The sequence below is a fragment of the Nonomuraea turcica genome, assembly GCF_030718205.1.
In the GTDB taxonomy this organism is placed as follows: domain Bacteria; phylum Actinomycetota; class Actinomycetes; order Streptosporangiales; family Streptosporangiaceae; genus Nonomuraea.
The window spans coordinates 300,976-319,413 of record NZ_JAUZQF010000015.1; the positions used below are offsets into that span (position 1 = coordinate 300,976).

The following is an 18,438-nucleotide window of genomic DNA, read 5'->3' on the forward strand; positions in this document are numbered from 1 at the left end:
CCGCCATAGCGGCAGCCTGCTCATGGCTTCCGTAAGCTTGCCTTGCCGCCCACAATCGAGGAATCGCGCGATGTCACCAGCGCGGGCGCCGATCTCCAGCAGGCCCACCGCCCGTTGGGCCCGCCAGCAAGGCCGCGCCCAAAGGGGTGATGGTGTGAATGACCTGGGTGCCCATCCTCCGGCTGACGATCAGGCCTGCTTCCCGCAACACCTGGGTGTGCTGGCTCACGCCGGAGGCGTAGATCCGCTGGCGCCGGGCGAGTTCGCCGGTCGTCGCTCCGTCGACGGTGGCACGGAGGATAGCGGCGCGGGTGGGGCCGAGCAGCCGGGCGTCAGGAGTGCCGGACGCCGGGCGTCCCATTGGCGCGGCCAGCGGGTGATCTCGCTGGATCGGATAGACCACCACCTGCGGCAGCTCGGGATCCGCCAGCGGCACGGGCGCGCCCCAGCAGAAGTACGAGGGGATCAGCACCAGCCCTCGCCCGCCGAGATGCACGTCCCGGTCCACCGGATGATCCATCGACAGCACGGGCGGCTCCCAGCGCATGATCGGCCGGAAGCCGGCCAGCATGCCGCCGACTCCACCGTCCAGGAACGCGCGTCCGCGCACCGCCCGGTCAGAGTCCACCATGCCCTGGATGTCGGACCAGTACGGTGCGATGACCGTGTCGAAATAGCTGTGCAGCCCGTCCCGCAGATCGTGGAAGGCGTCCCGGCGACCGTCGGCCAATCCCCAGGCCCATGACGGCGTACCCGTCCTGCCCGCCAGCTTGTCCAGCTCCCGGCGGAGCAGCCGCCGCGGCGTGCTCAGCACAGCGTCCACCCCCGCCTCCAGCCCGAGAACGCCGTCGGGAGGGGTGAGGAAGTCGGGAAAGTAGGAGGACTTGCTGGGGAAGAGCGGCGCCAGGACCCGCCGCACGGTGGCCATGCCGCCCGTCCGGGCCAGATCATCCCGGGTACGGCTCCGCCAGGCGGCGAACGCGCCCCTGCCCCTGCGCTCCGTCAGACGGTACATGCTCAGCGCGATCTCCCAGAGTGGATCGGCCGTCGTGGCGATCCGCGTCCGGGCAAGGTCCTCACTCGTGAAATGGATCCGTAACATCCGACTTCGCTGTTCATGCTGGGCTTTTCAGCCATGACTGCAGCGCGTGGACACCCCGTCACGCCCGTGGCCACGATTATCGGCAAACGGGGTGGAAGGCGTAAAGGTGGCTGTGCGGTTCCATGTTCTCGGACGGATCGAGGTCACCGTACACGAGGCTGTGGTGGATCTAGGGCTTCGCCAGCGCGAGTCGCTCGCGCTGATGCTGCTTCGCGCCAACCGCACGGTTACCGTGGACCAACTGGTCGAGGTGTCCTTCGCCGATCCGGTGCCCGAGTCGGCCCTGCGGCAGGTCCGCAACACCGTAGGACGGCTGCGCAGGACTCTGGCGGCGGCCGGCTGCCCCGCCGTGATCAAGACCAGGCCGGGCGGCTACCTGCTCGAGGCCGGCCCGGACACGCTCGACCTGCTTGAGTACGCCGGCCAGGTCGAGGCAGGCCGCCGCTCCGCCGCCGAGGGCCGGCATGCGCAGGCCGTCGCGTCGCTGCGGCGCGGACTGGCGCTGTGGCGGGGCCCCCTCCTGTCCGACATCGACGCCACCATCCTGGAGGCGGAGAAGGCCGGCGCGGAGGAGGCCCGCCTGGCCGTGCTGGAGGAATGTCTGGAGCTGGAGTTGCGGCTCGGGCGGCACCGGGAGCTGCTGTCCGAGCTGGCCACGCTCACCAGCGAGCACCCGCTGCGCGAACGGATGTGGGAGCTGCGGATGCTGGCCCTCTACCGGTGCGGCGCCAAGGCCGATGCGCTGGCGCTCTACCAGGCCGCCCGCCGGACCTTCGTGGCGGAGCTCGGACTCGAGCCGGAGCCGCGCCTGGCCCGGCTGGAGCAGGCCATCATCACCGGGGATCCCGCACTCGACCTCGACCGGGAGCCCGACCGGCCGTGCCCGGGCCAGCTACCGCCCGACGTGCCGGACTTCACCGGGCGGGACCGGGCGGCGGCCGAGCTGGAGGCGGTGCTGCGGCCGGAGACCGGACCCGCCATGGCCATGCTGATCGTCACGGGCAAGGCCGGGGTCGGCAAGACCACACTCGCCCTGCACGTCGCGCACTGTGTACGAGCACGGTTCCCGGACGGCCAGCTGTTCGCCAGGCTGAGTGCCGTGCAGGATCGGCGCGTGACACCCGGAGAGGTGCTCGCGCAGTTCCTGCGCGCGCTGGGTGAGCCGGTGCAGGACCTTCCCGCCGGGGAGGACGAGCGCGCGGCCAGGTTCAGGGAACTCCTGTCCGGGCGGCGGGTCCTGGTCGTGCTGGACGACGCCGTGGACGAGGCTCAGGTACGTCTCCTGCTCCCGGGCGGCGCGGGCTGCGCCGTGCTGGTCACCAGCAGGTCGAGACTGTGTGCCCTGCCCAGCAGCGGCCGTATGGAGCTGGGAGAGCTGGAGCCCGCCCAGTCGGTACGGTTCCTCGCCAAGGTGGCCGGCGCTCACCGGCTGCGAGCCGAACGTGAGGCCGCGGACGAGCTCGTACGGCTCTGTGGAAACCTGCCCCTGGCGCTCAGGATCGCCGGCGCCCGGCTCGCCGGCCGGCCGCACTGGCGGGTCGGCCACATGGCGGAGCGGCTCAGGGACGAGCGGCGGCGGCTCGACGAGCTCGCGCACGGCGATCTGGAGGTACGCAGCAGCATCGCGCTGTCGGCCGAAGGGCTCGACCCGGCCGCGCTCCGGCTGCTCTCAGCCCTTGCGCTGACCGACACCCCCGACCTGCCCGGCTGGACCGCGCTCGCCGCGAACGGGTCGCCCGACCTCGTCGACAGCCTTGTCGACGCCCAGCTCCTTCAGGTGGCCGGGCCTATGCGGTACCGCTTGCACGACCTCGTCCGCGTTTACGCCCGCGAGCTCGGCGAGCCCGGCGAGGCCGTCCCCCGCGTGCTCGGCGGCTGGCTGGCACTGGTCGAGCGGGCGCACCGGGCGGTGTACGGGGGCGACCACGCGATCCTGCACGGCACGGCCGCCCGCTGGCAACCGCCCGGCCTGGACATCGTCGACACCGACCCCCTCACCTGGTACGAGGCCGAGCGCCCGAACATCGTCGCCGCCGTCCGCCAGGCCGCCGCGCTCGGCCTGGACGAGCTGTGCTGGGACCTGGCCGTCAGCGCGGTTTCGCTGTTCCAGACCCGCGGACACTATGACGACTGGGAGGAGACGCATCGGGCCGCCCTCACGGCCACCCGCGCGGCGGACAACACCCGCGGCTCCGCCGCCCTGCTCACCGGGATCGCTCTGCTGGAGGCATACCGGCACCGCTACGAGCCGGCCGCCACGGCCATCGAGGAGGCCCTGGAACTCTTCGAACGGTGCGGCGACCGGCACGGCTGGGGCCTGGCGAACGCGGTGGCCGCGTTCGCGTCAGGCATGAGAGGCCTGTACGCCGACGCGGTCGAACAGTGCGAGAAGGCACTGGAGGCGGTACGCCAGGCCGGGGACGCGGGCGCGGAGATCCTCGTGCTACGCCTGCTCGGTCAACTCCTGCTGGACGTAGGCCACCTCGACTCCGCCCGCCCGTACTTGGCCGAGGCCCTTGCCGCGAGCCGGACGGTCGACCCGCACGCGCACCCGGAAGTCGTCTACCGGATCGGCGAACTGCTCCTCGCGTCGGGACGGCTGGAGGAGGCCGAGCAGGCGTTCACCGACCTGCTCGGCACCGTCACCGGCCTCGGCGACCAGCGTGGAGAGGCCTTCGCCCGTTACGGTCTGGGCTGTCTGCACATCGAGCGGGATCGTCTCGCCTCGGGCGAGGAGTACCTCCATCAGGCGATCGAGCTGGCCGGTGTCGTGGACGAGCCCTTGGTGGCGGCCAAGGCGTGGCTGGCACTCGGCGCGACCAGCAGGTTACGCCGTGACCACGAGACGGCGCTGCACCGGCTCGGCCGGGCCGAGCGGCTCGCACGGGCCATCGACTCACCGATCTGGCAGGCGCGCGCCCTGCACCAGGTGGCCGAGGTGCACGGCGAGCGCGGCTGCGAGCCGGCGGCCGCGGCAGCCCGCGCCCAGGTACGCGACCTCATCGCCGCCATCGGCGGCGTTGACCCGGACGTCGAAGCGGGAATCCCCGCCCGGCGGGCCCATCGGACCCGCCCGGCGGGATGAGCGGGCTCAGTGCCACTCGACAGGCAGCTGCCCTTCGCTGTGCTCCTGCCACTCGACCGGCGCGTGCCAGTCCAAGCCACGTCCGACCTCCATGATCATCCCTCCTTTCCGGCGTACTCGTAGGTGTGCCGGGTCGCCCGCCGCCAGGCGACGCCGACCGGAACCGCAGCCAGCACCCCGATGGCCGCGAACGCCGCGATGCTCGCCGCGGGCCCAACGGCCTCGGCAAGCAGGCCGGAGCCCAAGATCCCGAGACCCTGCGCGGCGAACAGCCCCGACGCTGCGATGCCGACCGCCTGACCGCGGTACTCGACGGCGATCGACATGACGAACATCGCGTTCGCGACCACCTGGTAGGCGACGAAGACCCCGGACAGCACGAGCAGCACCAGCGACAGCCAGACCGGCGGCGCGAACACCATCGCCACCAAGGGCACACCGGTGAGCACGGTCAACGGGCCCAGCAGCCGTGACCGGACCTCGGCCGAGAGCAAGCGGGTGAGCAGCAAGCCGCCCGCTACCGAGCCGACGGACTCGGCGGCGAGGAACAGGCCGACTGCCACCGCTCCCGCGCCGATCTGGTCCGCGTACGGCACCGCGAGACCGACCGGCGCGACATAGAAGCCGTAGATCCAAGCCAGCGCCACCAGCGCGCGGAGCTTGCGGTCGCGCCAGACGAGCCGCACCCCTGCCCGGACGGAACCCAGCATCGTGGCGTCATGCCTGCTCGTGCGGCGCGGCCGGAGCCCGAAGCGGAACAGCAGCGCGGAGACGGCGAACGTACCCGCGTCCACGAGCAGCGCCACGTGCGGCCCCGCCGCGCTCACCACCACGCCGCCCAGGGCGAATCCACCGAAATAGGCGATCTGCGCGGCCGAGGACATCACCGCGAGCCCCACCGTGTAGTGATCGCCGCTGAGCATGACCGACATGTTCGCCGACCGCGCGGCGCGCGCCGGCGCGGTCGCCGTCTGCACTAGGAAAACGAGTAGCCACAGCATGGGCAACGGCAGGCCCGGAATCGCGGCGGCGGCGATGAGCACGGCCCGGACGAGGTCGCACGCGACCATCACCTCCCGCCGCGGGTAGCGGTCGGCGAGCCCGCTCAACAGCGGTCCGCCGAGCAACTCGGGCACGTACGTGAGCGCCACGCTGACCGCGGTGAACACCGGCGAGCCGGTGTCGGCGTAGGCGAGGATGGCCAGCGCCAGCCGCGCGACCTGGTCACCGGCCGTCGAGAGACTCTGGGCCGCCAGCAGCGCGCGGAATTCCCCCACCGCGAACACGTCGCGGAACCCGGGCGGTCGCTGTCCCATGTGCCTGCCCCCAGACGCTGATGTGCTGCTCCGAGCAACATCGCCCGCCGCTGTCATATCGGCGTCATAGTGCTACGGCTATGACGCCGTTATGACACTGCTCGACGAGCCTGGGCAGCAGCACAGATCCGCTCCAGACAGGGGGAGAAACATGCGGATTGTCACCGGAATCGTCGCCGCGGTCATGGGAGTCACACTGCTGACCGGCCTGACGACTCAGGCCGCGTCAGCGGCCTCGGACAGGAGCGGGCTCGGCAGCAGCAGCGGGCTCGGCGGCGGCAGCGGAATCGGTTCGAGCAGCGGAATCGGCTGGGGTAAGGGGATCAGCTCGACCCACGGGGGCAACGCGAGCAGGTTCGGCGGCTAGCCCACTTCGTGCGGCCCGTTGTGATGGGGCGGGGATGGTCAGCCACCCCGCCCCACGGCAAGGGGGCCCGGCGGGCCGCACAGAGAGCCGGTAACCGGCGACACCGGGAAAGGTTCACGTCGTCAGGACCGGGAAGGCGGACGGCACGCTCTCCGGACTCAGGTACGCCGAAGAGCGGAGGCGTACAGGGCCCAGTCCGCCGGAATCGATCACCCATCTGCCCGCGATGTAGCCGGGAATCTCGACAGCTTGCGTCGCCATGAGGTCTCCACGGTCTTGTGGAGCGAGCAGGCCCCCGTCCCCGACGGGCCGGGAGCCAGGCTCAATGGAGCTGTTTCTCAACGGCGCCAGCTACATGGTGGCCGCCGTCACGTCACCCCTTCGGTACGCAGCCTTTCTCGATCATGTCCTGCTCGAATCCGCGGGCGCCCTCCGTGCCTTTCTTGTCTTTCCAGGCATGCTCGTTGTTCAGCTTGCCGGTGGCGTGCGCGGTCTCGTGAAGGAGGAAGAACACGCGGAACTGGTCCTCCGACCAGTGCCGGACCGCATTGGCGAGTGTCGTGAGCCCGGTCCGACCAGACAGGCCCGTGCGGTACTGATCGATCCGGTCACGCTCGAAGAACGGCTTCCACAAGCTGATCGTGGCCTTGCTGCCCGTGCCGACATCGGCCGGGTCGACGGAGGCGTACGAGTAGTCGCCGTCTTTAAGGGTTAGGTGCGGGTAGGCCCGAATGGCGACCTTGGAGATCGTTTCCGTGGCGTCGTTGCCACTGAAGTCCAGGAACTCGTCGCAGCTGGTGTTGCCCGTCAGTACGGTGACAGCCCTTTGCCGAAACTTCTTGACCTTCTCCTCGGTGGTCTCGGCGGCGAATTCAGAGTTCGACTCGGCGTCCGGGTCAGAGCCGTCGCCGTTGGAGTCGATCTCGTTGGTGTCGGTGTCCTCGGAGTCCAGCGTGCTGCCGGTGTCCTCGGTGCTCTCCGTGCTGTCGGTGGCCTCGGTGCTCTGAGTGTCCTCCGTGGTGTCGGTGGCCTCGTCCGTTGTGGACTGCTCTGCCTCCAGAGTCGCCTCGGACACGGCATCCCAGTTCTCCGTCTTGACGGTGATCTCCTCGGAGACAGGTTCCTCGGTCTCGTCGGCGGCGGCAGCGTCGGTGGTGCCGGCCGAGTCCTCGGTCGGGTCGGTCTCGTCGTCGGGCATGGCCGCCGCGGCCAGGGACGCGTCGGTGCACTCGGAGCCCGCGTCCGCGCTGCACGGGTCAGGATCCGCGATGGCCTGGCTCATCGCCAGCTGCCCTCCGCCGGCCAGGACGGCGAGCGCGCCGGCCACGGCCACGAGGCGGATGCGAGTTGATCGGGACTTCAGATTCATGGGTTTACCTCGTTAGATGCGTCGGTAACAGGCCGGACGTCCGGTCGGCTCGGCTCTGTCTTGGCATGGGGCTGAACCGGGCGGGAGCGGGTCGGCTCCCGCCGGGCGACTGCTGCGGTCACGCTTTTGAGGCAGGTCAGCGGCGTTGCGGCAGGTCAGCGGCGCCGGACGCGGCCCAGCACGTCGACGACCTGCTCGTTGCAGGTGTTGACGTACTTGACGAGCACGGTGTAAGTGACGCCCCGGTCCAGGAAGTTCGCCGAGTAACGGGTGCGATCTTCCAGAACGGTGTTCTTGGCGACCCTGGGCTGCGGGCTGAAGGACTCGGCGTTCCGCCGGGACAGGAAGAAGTAGCTGGCGGTGCTCCGCGGCTTGAGCTTGTCGCCGAAGGGGGCCAGGAAGGCGTTGCGGCCGACGATCAGCGTCTTGCCGAGGTTCCTGCCGCCGATGAAGGCCTGGGAGGCGAACCTGCCGCTGCGGACCGTGGTCCCGAACAGGCGGACGTAGGCGGGCGGGCGGCACCTCTGCCCCTGCAGGCCCGGCCGGATCCGGCCGTACCAGTCGTTCGTTCCGAACGAACCGCCGTTGCGAGACGTGTTCTTCGACTTGGTGCTCTTCTCGTACAGCCGCTTCAGTGCCTCGCTGCCAAGCTTCTGCAGCGTGTTCTTGGCGAAGGTGGGGAAGTCGAAGCCGCCACCGGACGTGCTCGGCGACGTGCTGCCGGTGCGCGGGGCGGTCAGCCCGGAGCTGCCGAAGAAGTCGTCGACGAGACCGTTGAAGGTGTCGTCGAGGGGGCTACCGCCGCCGAATGAGTCGGGCAGGCTGAACCCGCCCGGGTCACTCGAACCGCCGGACCCGAAGAACCCATCGGAGCCGAACCCGTCGAACGGGTCAGGGGCGCTGGCGCTGGCGCTGGTCGCATCGATGGCGAACACGCCAGCGGCGACGGCGCTGCCCACTGCCAGCCCGGCCACCGTACGACGCAGCTTTGAAGGTGATCTCACCTGTAACTCTCCTCTCGCGTGGATGTGCTCCGGCGAGAGCGGCACCCGTAAGCGAGAGCCGCCGGAGCGCCGAACCACATCCGGACGTTTCCAGCGACTCCTGCGTACGGGGCCTGTCGATGACCATCCAGGTGGCGACGTTGACCACTTGACCGAGGACTTTGACCAGCGAGGTCCGCCGGGCGCGAGCGACATGGCACCAGACATGGCCCGGACGCTCGAGAGAGAAGCCTCACCGCCACAGCGGCCGGGGCGCGCGACGGCCCCATGAACGGGTCTGCGCTCAGCGGCTCGGCGGCGAGCGCGCCCAGCACGGCGCCCGCCGCGGCCGCCGAGGCGATGGCGCCGATGACCGCGGCGGTGAGCCCCAGGTCGTGCACGGCGCAGAGGGCAGCGATGAACTGGCCGAAGAAGTTGAAGGTGGCCGCCTCCAGGGCGACAGGCCGGACGTAGCGGTTACCGAAGGTCGCGCGCAGCCCTTCGGCGATCTCCTGCCGGATCCGCCCACGCCAGCCGGCTCGGGGGCTGCTCGCTGTGCAGGATGCGGACCAGGAACAGCGCAGAGAGCAGGAAGGGCAGCGCGTCGACGGCGAGCGCGACGGGTGCGCTGAGCACCTGGATCAGCAGGCCGCCCAGCCCTGGCTCGGCCAGCTGGGCGAGCGAAGCGCTGAACTCAGCCACGACGATCCCGACTTCGCCATCCGTATCGACGCCATCAACCGCATCGAGGGTGATGCCGCCCTTCCGTATCCCTCCGGCATGGGCTCAAGCGGCGCATATGGCTCATCCTGCTGGGCGCCCTGGCCGTCATCACCCTCTTGGTGCTCGCTGTCCTGGCCCGCATGTGACACAGCGCTGATCGTCGCTGCCGAATGACAATGCTCTTACCGACGCCCCACCTCTCGAGCGGAGTCTCGGCTTACACCTGAGCCCGGCTTGAGAAAGGACTCATACACATCGATCAACATCCGCCGTTGCCGCTCGGTGATCGCAATGTCAGCCCAGATGGCCTCCAGCACGATGTTACGAGGCCGCCGACCTTCAATGTCCTCAGCCAGCGCGTAAAGCATCCTGGCCGACATGCGCAGCCCCGTGCCGATCAGACGGATGATCCCCGCGCTCGGTGTTCGCAGCCTGCTGTCGGCGTAACTCAGGTATGAGGCACAGCCACCCGTCTGCCCGGCGAGAACTTTCCGCTGAGGTGGTGTATGGCTCGGCGTCACGTGCCGTCCTTGGCCGAAGCCGGACGCAAGTCCCGTCGGAGGACCCTGAGGCCGAACGCCGCCAGCGTCGCCGCCACAGCGGTAAGGGCCACAGTCAACAGGATCGCCTTGTTCATGGTGACATCCACCTCAGTCGCTAGCCGTATCCACATATTGCTGTGTGTAGTGTTGCCCGAGGCCAAGATCCGAACGCCACTACGTTGTCCAGCAATCGGCCAAAGAACGCCAGCGCAGGTCAGTTCGCAGTGCCTGCATTCCTCAACAGGGCACGGATGGCGCGCCACGGCCTACAGCGTCGCCAGGCCGCGAACACCGGCGGCGTAGCCTCGGCGAACGCGCCACGAACTCCGTCGGTCTCTTTACGCAAGCTAACCTTGCCCCGTGCGATTGAGGAGTTGCCGATGACAGCCCTTCCGGAAGGCAGCTGGCTCCACAACATTCGTCCTCAACCGAGCCGTGTCACCGCTGAGGAATACGAACAGCTCCCAGAAGAGATCGCCAAGGCAATCGAGATCGTGGACGGCTATGTCGTCTACTGCGAAGCTCCAACGCCCGATCATCGGACCGCCGGCAGACGACGCCGTCCCGACGTCGTGATGGACAAGTGCTTGGATCGGAAGCATCCCCCACTACTGGATCGTCCGCCTCGACCAGACCGGCGTGTCCACCGTCGAACGCTACCGGCTCGACCTCGCCTCCATGCTCTACAAGCCGTGGGAACCCTGATGACGGAAACCGATCCCACCCCTGCGATCAGCAACCCCCTGCCCCTCACCATCGACTGGGCGGAGCTGCAGAAGCACTGTCGATCGCACCGACCAGTCGGCAGGTGACACTATTCGCTATGCGGGTGCTTGCCAGCACCATGGCCGGAAGGAGCCGCGCCTGGCGAGGATGGAGCGGTGACGGACATTGACCTGAAGACTCAGTTCGAGCGTGACGGCTATCTCATCCTGGAACACGCCTTGAACCTCGGCGAGGTCGGCAAGCTGGTCGACGAGGCCGTGCGCATCTGCCGTGGCGAGCTCGGCGACATCCAGGGCGCGCTACCGGCCGCGTCCGCCGACAGCGACGACGACGTGTTGCGCAGGTTTCTGTGCATCCACTACCCGCACAAGCTCTCCGGCCTGGTGCTCGCCACGATGCGCCATCCGTTGATCGTTTCGGCGCTCACCTCGCTGATCGGTCCGAACGTCAAGGCGATGCAGTCGATGTTGTTCATCAAGTCCGAAGGAGAGCCGGGGCAGGCCTGGCACCAGGACGAGATGTTCATCCCGACCCGGGACCGTTCGCTCACGGCGGCGTGGCTCGCGCTCGACGACGCCACCAAGGAGAACGGTTGCCTCTGGGTGCTGCCGGGCTCGCACCGCCCCGGCGTGCTCTACCCGAACCGCGAGCACGACGACCCGCGCTACGACTGCACCGTGGAGTCCTACGACTTCCCGTACGACGACTGCGACGCGGTGCCCGTCGAGATCGGGGCAGGCTCCGTGGTGGTGTTCAACGGCTACCTGCTCCACAAGTCGCTGCCCAACACCAGCCGGCGCGGCTACCGGCGGGCGCTGGTCAACCACTACATGAGCGCCGAATCCCTGCTGCCCTGGGGTGTGCCGCCAGAGGGGACGGCCATGGCACAGGCGGACTTCCGGGACATAGTCCTGGTCGCAGGCACCGACCCGTACGCATACAAAGGTCTCCAGGAGGTGCGCCGACCGCGGATTCGCCCGAACCGGGACGGCGGCTGTGACAAATGACGACCGCCGCATGATCTCCGTAGACCTGGTGGCCCGCCTCGGGCCGAGCGTCGCGGACTACCCGCCCGGCTCGACCTTCGGCCCGCGGGATGCCAGGTCATACCAGTTCGTCTGGCTACTCCAGGGCAGCGCCACCTGGCTCTGGGACGACATCGTCCTACCGCTTGCTCCGGGACAGCTGCTCCTCATCCGGCCGGGCATGCGCGACTCCTTCCACTGGGATCCCCGCACCCCGACCCGGCACGCGTACGTGCATTTCACCCTCACCGGTCATGCACAGCAGAGCTCGGCCGACTGGCCGCTGGTGCGGGACCTGACCGGCCGGCACGACCCGATGGGCGCCCTGTGTCACTACCTTCTCTGGCTGGGCGCCGGCTGCCCGCCCGGGTGGCAGTCCCAAGCCCTTGAGACACTCCGCCTGCTGGTGCTGACCTTCCTGGCCGAGCCCGCGCCGGCGGCCGGCACACCGGCGACCCTGCCGGAACCGGTCGTCGCGATGATGCGCGCGGTGCGCGAGCACTGGTCGGACGGTGTGGCCAGGCCGATCCCGATGCGGCAACTCGCCTCGGCCGCCCAGGTCTCGCCGAGCACGCTGTGCCGCACGTTCCGACGGCGGTTCGGCGTCGGTCCGGTCGCCGCCATCGAACTGCTGCGCCTGACCAGGGCCGAACCGCTGTTGTGGCAGAGCAACCTGTCCATGCAGGCGATCGCCGTACAATGCGGTTTCGCGGACGCGTACCACTTCTCCCGCCGGTTCCGCGCGATCTACGGCATGGCGCCGACCACCTTCCGCGCCACCGCGCCGGAGTACGCACCACCGTCACCGCTCGAGTCCGGCGGCCTCGCAGCGTTGCAGTCCCTCCTCCGGGCCCCACGCACGATGACGCGTGGAAGCGACTGAACGCGGGTGGGCCACCGGGCGTCCAGTGGCCCACCCGCGTTCAGTCGCATCGGGCTACAGGGCGGCGGCCAGCTTCTTGAGGATGGCGGCCTGGGCCGGAGTGAGGTAGTGGCCGTTGACGGCCGCGGTCACCTGGTTGAGGTAGGCGTTGATGGCGTTGGTCTTGGCCGTGACGTTCCCCCTGTCCTCGGCGCGCTTGGCGGCGTCGAGTTGGGCGCACATGGCGTTGGCCTGGGTTACGCCTTCGTTGGTGACGAAGCGCTTGGTCAGAGTGCACAGGTCGGCATAGGTGACGACCAGCTTGAAGGTGAGGTCATAGCCCGCGTCATGCAACGCATCCTCGCGCTGACCGCCGCGATCTGGCACAACGACGCCACCAGACAAACCGTCCTACGCTCACTGATCGCCTACGATCACTGACCCCTTGGAATAGATCATCTAGTGCCGCGTGTGGACTGTGACTTGGCCGATTGCCTTGGCTCATGCGGTGTGCGAGCCTTACGAGTTGCCTGAGCAGCGCGTGGGCCACTCTGGCTCTGCCGGGCCCTGAAGCCAGCATGATCGGGCGGGCCGAAGAAGGATTCACGCGCTGTCAGCCTCAGGAAACACCCGGATGAAGTGCGCGAGCGCGCGGTGCAGACGGGCTTCGAGGTCCTCGAACAGCGGACGGGCCAACGGAAGGCGGGGCGGCCCGGATAGCGCACCAGACGGTACGGCCAAGTCCAATGCCGTGCTCTCGGACTCCCCAATCTTGGGAGATCTCGCTAATGATGAGCAGCCCGCGGCCGTCTTCCGCCTCCGGCTCCTGCCGGATGTGGGGCGCGGAGAATGTGGAGCCGGGGTCACGTACCTCGACGTAGACCACCCCATCTGCCACGGCAACAGTGAGGCCGATCAGGTCGTATGGGCTGGCGTTGGAGTGCCGGAGCGCGTTCGTCAGGAGCTCGGACGCGGCAAGCAAGGCATCGTCGACAGACGGATGATCGTCCCCCAGCCATCTGCGCACTTGCGCGCGTGCGCGCGATACGGACTCGCGAATAGCCGCCAGATGGATCGAACCGATGACCCTCGGCTCGGCGCCCGCTGGTTTCATCACTTCACCCACTCGAAGAAGTCGATCTCCACCTTCCTTGTCCACCATCCCAAGATTTAGCTACAGTGAGTAGTCAATTGACTTCGACATGACGTAAACGGTTCCGCTGAAACCTTCCTTGAAACAGTGGCAATCCCCCAGGAGGTCAGGTGCCGAAGGAAAGCGAGCTGTGCCCCGCAGACTCGCCGACTGCGCTCTTCGGCTTCGAGTTGCGGCGACACCGCAAGGCCCGAGGCTGGTCCCAGCTTCACCTGTCGAAATCGGTGTCCTACTCTGTCGGCACAATTAGCATGATCGAGACGGCGAGGCGGTCGCCAACGGAGGAGTTCGCGCGCCTCTGCGACGAGGCGCTGGAGGCCGAGGGGGCGCTGATGCGGCTCTGGCCGATGGTCAGCCACGCTTCGGCCCCACCATGGTTCCGTCCGTGGCTCGACGTGGAGGCCACAGCGGAGGCGATCCGGACCTGGGAACCACTGATCGTGCCCGGCCTACTCCAGACCGAGGACTATGCGAGAGCGATTCTGAGCGGCGAACCTGGTGTGACACCAGAGGAGATCGACGAGCATGTGACCGCTCGCATGGAACGACAGTCGATCCTCCGACGACCCAAACCACCCATGCTCTGGGTGGTTCTCGATGAGGGTGTTCTACACCGCCCGATCGGCAGCCCGAGCGTGATGGCTGCGCAGCTCGCGCATCTTCTCGAAGCCGCCCAGGCACCCCGGATTACCATCCAGGTTCTTCCTGTCAATGCCTACTCCACGACCGGCCTTCTCGGAGGATTCGCCATCGCCCAGGCTCATGGAACGCCCGACACGGCATACGTCGAAGCCGCGTCCAACGCCCAGGTAACCGACTGGACAGAGAGCGTCAGGACCCTAGCATTCAGGTACGAAGGGATCCGTTCTGAGGCGCTGTCCCAGCGCGAATCCATAAATTTGATCAAGGAGACGAAGCAGCGATGGACGAGCTGACCCAGGAAGTACGGGCAGCCACATGGATCAAGTCTTCCTACTCGGGCAGCAATGGAGGCAACTGCGTTGAGGTGGCCAAGCTGTCCGAGGGACGCCGAGGCGTCCGCGACAGCAAGAACCCCACAGGTCCTTCCCTGATCTTCACTTCTGGCGAATGGGCTGCCTTCATCGGCGGCGTAAAGAATGGAGAATTCGACTAAGTCCCTTATGACTATTTCGCGTTTCCCGGGCTCTCAATAGCACCGCACGCCAGGAGAGCCGCCGGCCGCAACGGCGAACCTTAGGCCGGCTATGCCAGCCCCTAACGCCCCTCTCAGGCGCGGCGCAGCACGATGTCGCCCATCCCGGTGCGAGCGCGGATGTCGACGATCTCGCCGGTCTCTGCGGTCTCGCTCAGCTCGTTGTGTACCTTGCCGTGACTGGTGTTGAGGTCCAGCTTGGTCGCGCTTCCCTCCTTGACACCGAGTTCCACCTGCCCACGCCTGGTCTCCAGCACGATCGTGCCACGCGTCACCTGGCCGATCCGGATGTCGCCGGTGGAGGCCTTGGCGATGACGGCGGCCAGCGCGCGGGTGACGGCGATGTCGCCCTTGATGGCCTCCAACCGAAGATCGCCGGTCGCCTCGCCGATGGTGATGTCGCCGCTCGCGGTGGTGACGATGGCCGTGCCGTCGACGGCGCCGATCTGGATATTTCCCGATGAGGTGGTCGCGTCGATCAGTCCTTCGGCCCAGGTGACCGCGACGTCGCCCACGCCCGTGCGCAGCTTGAGCCGGGCGGCGTGGTCCACGTGGATGGAGCCGATGGCGGTCTCGGCGGTGGCCGCGCCGAGTCGGCCGTGGCTGTGGAAACCTGCCGCGGTCGTGGCGTCCACGTGCGAATCGTGCGGCAGTTCGATCGTCACCTCGATCGACGGTGGGCGGCCGAAGAGGGAGCGGAGCTTGTTCTTGGGTGCCTGCACTTTCAGGCGCCCGTGCGCATACTCGACCGTCGTCAGCACTGCGGCCTGGACGTCGGCGTCGCTGGCCGCGTCACTCGGACGTACCTGGACGAGGGTGGTGGCACGGTCGTCGGCGCGAATCGTGACGTGGCCGGTCTCGATGTCGATGGTCGCGGTGATCGGTTCCGGGGTGTCGAACGTGGTCATGGTGCTGCTCTCCGTTGGCTTAAATGTGGCTTCGTCCCCGTGGGGACGGGTGTTGACGATCACACCCGCCACTGAGCCGGCCCCGCCGCGCCGAGCCAGTGGACATCGCGGCACCACGGCTGGCTGGCCCGCCGAAATCGCGGGCACTGGCAACATGTGAGTTCGGTGCGGCCGCGGCCACTACGCCCGGTTCGGCGTTGACCGGCTCAGGGGTGGTGGGAGCTCAGGCGGTCTTGGGGGTGGCGCGCATGCTGACGTACACGCAGGGCGTGCCGTTGGACAGGGTTGCGAAGACGACGGGAATGTAGTCCTCGCCGTAGGGCCCGCCGGACGCGGCGAACACCGTGCGGTCGATGGTTTGCGACACCGGCAGCAGGTCCGACTCCAGGGGCGGGGAGAGGTCCTTCATGTCATCGACGAACTCGTAGCGGATGCGCGCACCGCCGTCATCGCTCTGGAAGATGGTGGTGATGACGCCTTCCCGCTGGTAGGTGCCCATCAACTGCGTCATGTCCACCGTGGGCAGGGTGGCGGGCGGGGCGAAGGCGTCCGGCATGCGGGCTCCGGCCAGCTCGGCTGCTAGTTCGCGGACCAGGTCGTCGTACAGCCGGGTGAAGCCGCCGCCGTTGGCGAGCAGGACGACGGCGAAGCCCGCGTCCGGGATGACGCGCAGGTAAGAGTGCTGGGTGACGGCGCTGCCGTCGTGGCCGAAGCCGAAGATGCCGTTCCAGTCGTGCAGGGTCCAGCCCAGGCCCCAGCCGTCGGCGGAGATGGTCCACTTGTCCGGGGTGTCGACCTCGCGGCGTTGCATGGCGGCGACCGCGCCGGCGGACAGGACGCGGGTACCGTCAGGGGCGAGGCCGCCGTCGAGGTGCATCTTGGCGAAGCGGGCGACGTCGCCGGCTGAGACGATGACCCGGGCGCCCGGCGCGACCCCGCGCGGCATCAGATCCCAGGCCGGTGCCGGATCGGGATGCTTGCCGGGCTCGCCCATGTGTCCCATCGCCACGCGGAACCGCAGTGCCTCTTCCGGCAGCGTCATCGAGTGCTCGAGCCCGAGAGGGGCGAACAGCCGGTCTCTCAGTGCCTGGTCCCAGGTCCGGCCGGTCAGCACCTCGATGATGCGGCCGAGCACGACGTAGCCGACGCCGCCGTAGGAGAACCCCGTCCCGGGCGGCACGTCCAGCGCCACGTTCCTGGCGGCCTCGACGTAGTTGGCCAGGCAGTCATCCCCGCGGCCTGAATCGTAGTTGAAGTCGGTGGTCATCCCGCCGGTGTGGGACAACAACTGCCGGATCGTGATCGTCTTGGTGGCTTCAGGATCGGGGGTGGCGAACTCCGGCAGCACGCTCACCACCGTCGCGTCCAGATCCAGATCCCCCGAGTCGACCAGCTGCATCACCAGCGTGGCGGTGTAGACCTTGGCCAGCGAGCCGGCCAGGAAGACCGAGTCGGTGGTCACCTCCACTCCGGTTCCTCGGTGGAGCACGCCACTGGCCAGTTCGTGGACGGCACCACCGGCCAGTACGGCCAGCGAGGCGCCTGGCACGTGGTGGGCGGCGCGCAGCTCGTTGAGCCGAGCCTGCCAGCGGACAGCATCGAATGACATCAGGGTTTCCTTTCGGAGTCATGTGCGCCGTACAGTGTGCGGCGTCCAGCACACTGTACGAATGGCGCACAGCGTGCGCAACTCCGTACACTGTGCCGTGGGCATAGTTGTGAGGCGATGCGGAGGCCGCATGCCAGCTGATGAGCAGCCATTCCCATCGGTCTGGGCCCGTCCGCGGACTCAGCGGCGGGAGCAGCCAGCGCTGAGCCGGGCGCAGATCGTGTCCGCAGCGCTCGAGCTGCTGGACGCCGAGGGCATCGACGCGCTCAGCATGCGCAAGCTCGGAACCCGCCTGAACGCCGGAGCCACCTCGATCTACACCCACGTGGCCAACAAAGACGAGCTGCTCGACCTGGTCGTGGACGAGGTCTACGGCGAGATCGAGATGCCTGCCACCGGAGATCCGGCAGGCTGGCGAGCGGCCATCGCCTGCTGCGCCCACAGCATGCGCACGACGCTCCTGCGCCACCCCTGGATCGTCTCCGTGCTCGGCGAGGCCGGTCTGGCCTACCTGGGGCCGAACGTGTTGCGGTTGCAGGAGGCCATACTCGCCGTACTGGAAGAGGGAGGATTCTCGCTGGAGGCGGCCGACCAGGCCATGAACACCATCGTCGCCTACATCATCGGCGCCTCTACCAGCGAGGCCGCGTGGCTGACGACCCTCGCTCGCAGCGGACAAGGCGAGCAGGAATGGGCCGACCGGCTATGGCCCGCCGCGTTGCAGGCCGTAGAGGCCTATCCGCGACTGCGAAGCTTGTACGCCGCGCAACGCGCCCAGAGCCTGAGTGACAACCGCGACGACGACTTCGACATCGGGCTCGAATGCGTCCTGAACGGTGTGGCCGCCCGCCTCGCTCCTCATGCGGCCCGCTGAGGAGCGACATCACATTGCCTCGCGCCGCTTCCGCATCGACGTCATCTCGGCTTCAATCCTGCGGAAGCGGCCGTGCCTGGTCTTGAGCGCGTACGCCAGCCCGTGCTCGCGCAGCAGGCACAGCACGTGATCACGGTATGGCCACCATACATGTCGTACGCGGCGGCAGGTCGTCAAGGATCAGCGTGCTGCCGTCCACGTGAATGAGGCCGCCTCCGTCATGGGCTGGTTGCAGAGTCACGCCGAAGACGACGACCAGGACGTCCACGAGTGCGCTCCTGCACGACAGCGGGTTCACGGGACATTGCAACCTCCGTTGCATTCGCTTGCCCTGATTGAAAGCGCGGACCGTTTCGCTTCAAAAGGCGAGGTCAGAGCTTCTTAACGGAGCCGAGCTGCTTCAGTCCATGTTCAACGAGCATCCGCAGGGTTTCACTTTCCTAGAGTGAAGTGGCCCATAGAACCGCACTTAATTCGTACTCGACACGGCTAACCTCAAGTATTCAGCCGAGGCGGTAGCTGCGTTCTAGATCATGAGAAAAGGTGCCCCTGACCTGCAAGGATTTGGGTGTCGACGCCATATCCGCTGCAGAAGCAGGTGCACCTTTCTGGTGAGTGAG

Annotated in this window: 19 protein-coding genes and 1 pseudogene; 9 read left to right on the forward strand and 11 right to left on the reverse strand. The window is 68.1% G+C overall.

Features of this window, described 5'->3' with window-relative positions; all coding sequences use genetic code 11:
* Positions 1-73: 73 nt before the first annotated feature.
* On the reverse strand, positions 74-1,102 hold the full coding sequence (locus Q9G87_RS35375) for an ArsR/SmtB family transcription factor (RefSeq protein WP_305920906.1): 1,029 nt from the start codon (positions 1,100-1,102) through the stop codon (positions 74-76).
* Between the two features lie 106 nt (positions 1,103-1,208).
* On the opposite strand from Q9G87_RS35375, the gene Q9G87_RS35380 reads away from it, so the two are divergent.
* Entirely contained in the window at positions 1,209-4,187 is a 2,979-nt protein-coding gene (locus Q9G87_RS35380) for an AfsR/SARP family transcriptional regulator (protein ID WP_305920907.1), read from the forward strand.
* Positions 4,188-4,282: 95 nt separating this feature from the next.
* On the opposite strand, the gene Q9G87_RS35385 is transcribed toward Q9G87_RS35380, so the two are convergent.
* Complete coding sequence (locus Q9G87_RS35385; protein ID WP_305920908.1) at positions 4,283-5,503, reverse strand: MFS transporter; 1,221 nt, start codon at positions 5,501-5,503, stop codon at positions 4,283-4,285.
* 151 nt (positions 5,504-5,654) lie between these two features.
* On the opposite strand from Q9G87_RS35385, the gene Q9G87_RS35390 reads away from it, so the two are divergent.
* Positions 5,655-5,870 carry a hypothetical protein gene (locus tag Q9G87_RS35390; protein ID WP_305920909.1) on the forward strand — a complete coding sequence of 72 codons (216 nt, stop codon included), beginning with the start codon at positions 5,655-5,657 and terminating at the stop codon, positions 5,868-5,870.
* 114 nt (positions 5,871-5,984) lie between these two features.
* Here Q9G87_RS35390 and Q9G87_RS35395 read toward each other — a convergent pair whose 3' ends face one another.
* The 3 genes from Q9G87_RS35395 to Q9G87_RS35405 all read right to left on the reverse strand — a co-directional run bounded on the left by Q9G87_RS35395 (position 5,985) and on the right by Q9G87_RS35405 (position 8,243).
* Positions 5,985-6,131, reverse strand: coding sequence for a hypothetical protein (locus Q9G87_RS35395; RefSeq protein ID WP_305920910.1), 147 nt, complete (start codon positions 6,129-6,131; stop codon positions 5,985-5,987).
* A gap of 112 nt (positions 6,132-6,243) precedes the next feature.
* The gene (locus tag Q9G87_RS35400) at positions 6,244-7,239 is read right to left on the reverse strand and encodes a hypothetical protein (RefSeq protein ID WP_305920911.1); all 996 of its coding nucleotides are present in this window, start codon (positions 7,237-7,239) and stop codon (positions 6,244-6,246) included.
* A gap of 155 nt (positions 7,240-7,394) precedes the next feature.
* Positions 7,395-8,243, reverse strand: coding sequence for a hypothetical protein (locus Q9G87_RS35405; RefSeq protein ID WP_305920912.1), 849 nt, complete (start codon positions 8,241-8,243; stop codon positions 7,395-7,397).
* 267 nt (positions 8,244-8,510) lie between these two features.
* Here Q9G87_RS35405 and Q9G87_RS35410 point away from each other — a divergent pair, with 267 nt between their 5' ends.
* On the forward strand, positions 8,511-8,696 hold the full coding sequence (locus Q9G87_RS35410; RefSeq protein WP_305920913.1) for a hypothetical protein: 186 nt from the start codon (positions 8,511-8,513) through the stop codon (positions 8,694-8,696).
* 3 nt (positions 8,697-8,699) lie between these two features.
* Here Q9G87_RS35410 and Q9G87_RS35415 read toward each other — a convergent pair whose 3' ends face one another.
* Entirely contained in the window at positions 8,700-8,924 is a 225-nt protein-coding gene (locus Q9G87_RS35415; protein ID WP_305920914.1) for a hypothetical protein, read from the reverse strand.
* 1,444 nt (positions 8,925-10,368) lie between these two features.
* Between Q9G87_RS35415 and Q9G87_RS35420 the strand changes: the two genes are divergently transcribed.
* The gene (locus Q9G87_RS35420) at positions 10,369-11,220 is read left to right on the forward strand and encodes a phytanoyl-CoA dioxygenase family protein (RefSeq protein WP_305920915.1); all 852 of its coding nucleotides are present in this window, start codon (positions 10,369-10,371) and stop codon (positions 11,218-11,220) included.
* 10 nt (positions 11,221-11,230) lie between these two features.
* Positions 11,231-12,121: an AraC family transcriptional regulator gene (locus Q9G87_RS35425; protein WP_305920916.1), complete on the forward strand. Its 891-nt coding sequence runs from the start codon at positions 11,231-11,233 to the stop codon at positions 12,119-12,121.
* Positions 12,122-12,175: 54 nt separating this feature from the next.
* Here the strand turns inward: Q9G87_RS35425 and Q9G87_RS35430 are convergent, their stop codons facing one another.
* Positions 12,176-12,454: a hypothetical protein gene (locus Q9G87_RS35430; RefSeq protein ID WP_305920917.1), complete on the reverse strand. Its 279-nt coding sequence runs from the start codon at positions 12,452-12,454 to the stop codon at positions 12,176-12,178.
* On the opposite strand from Q9G87_RS35430, the pseudogene Q9G87_RS61375 reads away from it, so the two are divergent.
* Positions 12,434-12,541, forward strand: a pseudogene (locus tag Q9G87_RS61375) (IS982 family transposase); the annotation flags it as partial. The gene Q9G87_RS35430 and the pseudogene Q9G87_RS61375 sit on opposite strands and share 21 nt — an antisense overlap.
* 178 nt (positions 12,542-12,719) lie before the next feature.
* On the opposite strand, the gene Q9G87_RS60880 reads toward Q9G87_RS61375, so the two are convergent.
* Complete coding sequence (locus tag Q9G87_RS60880) at positions 12,720-13,262, reverse strand: ATP-binding protein (protein ID WP_371825869.1); 543 nt, start codon at positions 13,260-13,262, stop codon at positions 12,720-12,722.
* 101 nt (positions 13,263-13,363) lie between these two features.
* Here Q9G87_RS60880 and Q9G87_RS35435 point away from each other — a divergent pair, with 101 nt between their 5' ends.
* Together Q9G87_RS35435 and Q9G87_RS35440 are read left to right on the forward strand one after the other, a co-directional pair.
* Entirely contained in the window at positions 13,364-14,188 is an 825-nt protein-coding gene (locus Q9G87_RS35435) for a helix-turn-helix domain-containing protein (protein WP_138672813.1), read from the forward strand.
* Positions 14,176-14,388, forward strand: a complete 213-nt coding sequence (locus Q9G87_RS35440) for a DUF397 domain-containing protein (RefSeq protein ID WP_138672814.1) — start codon at positions 14,176-14,178, stop codon at positions 14,386-14,388. The genes Q9G87_RS35435 and Q9G87_RS35440 overlap by 13 nt, the downstream gene beginning before the upstream one ends.
* A 113-nt stretch (positions 14,389-14,501) precedes the next feature.
* On the opposite strand, the gene Q9G87_RS35445 is transcribed toward Q9G87_RS35440, so the two are convergent.
* The gene (locus Q9G87_RS35445; protein WP_305920918.1) at positions 14,502-15,398 is read right to left on the reverse strand and encodes a DUF4097 family beta strand repeat-containing protein; all 897 of its coding nucleotides are present in this window, start codon (positions 15,396-15,398) and stop codon (positions 14,502-14,504) included.
* A gap of 160 nt (positions 15,399-15,558) precedes the next feature.
* Complete coding sequence (locus Q9G87_RS35450; RefSeq protein WP_305920919.1) at positions 15,559-16,944, reverse strand: serine hydrolase domain-containing protein; 1,386 nt, start codon at positions 16,942-16,944, stop codon at positions 15,559-15,561.
* Between the two features lie 220 nt (positions 16,945-17,164).
* Here Q9G87_RS35450 and Q9G87_RS35455 point away from each other — a divergent pair, with 220 nt between their 5' ends.
* The gene (locus Q9G87_RS35455) at positions 17,165-17,818 is read left to right on the forward strand and encodes a TetR/AcrR family transcriptional regulator (protein ID WP_305920920.1); all 654 of its coding nucleotides are present in this window, start codon (positions 17,165-17,167) and stop codon (positions 17,816-17,818) included.
* Positions 17,819-17,948: 130 nt separating this feature from the next.
* Here Q9G87_RS35455 and Q9G87_RS35460 read toward each other — a convergent pair whose 3' ends face one another.
* The gene (locus Q9G87_RS35460) at positions 17,949-18,086 is read right to left on the reverse strand and encodes a hypothetical protein (protein ID WP_305920921.1); all 138 of its coding nucleotides are present in this window, start codon (positions 18,084-18,086) and stop codon (positions 17,949-17,951) included.
* Positions 18,087-18,438: the final 352 nt, after the last annotated feature.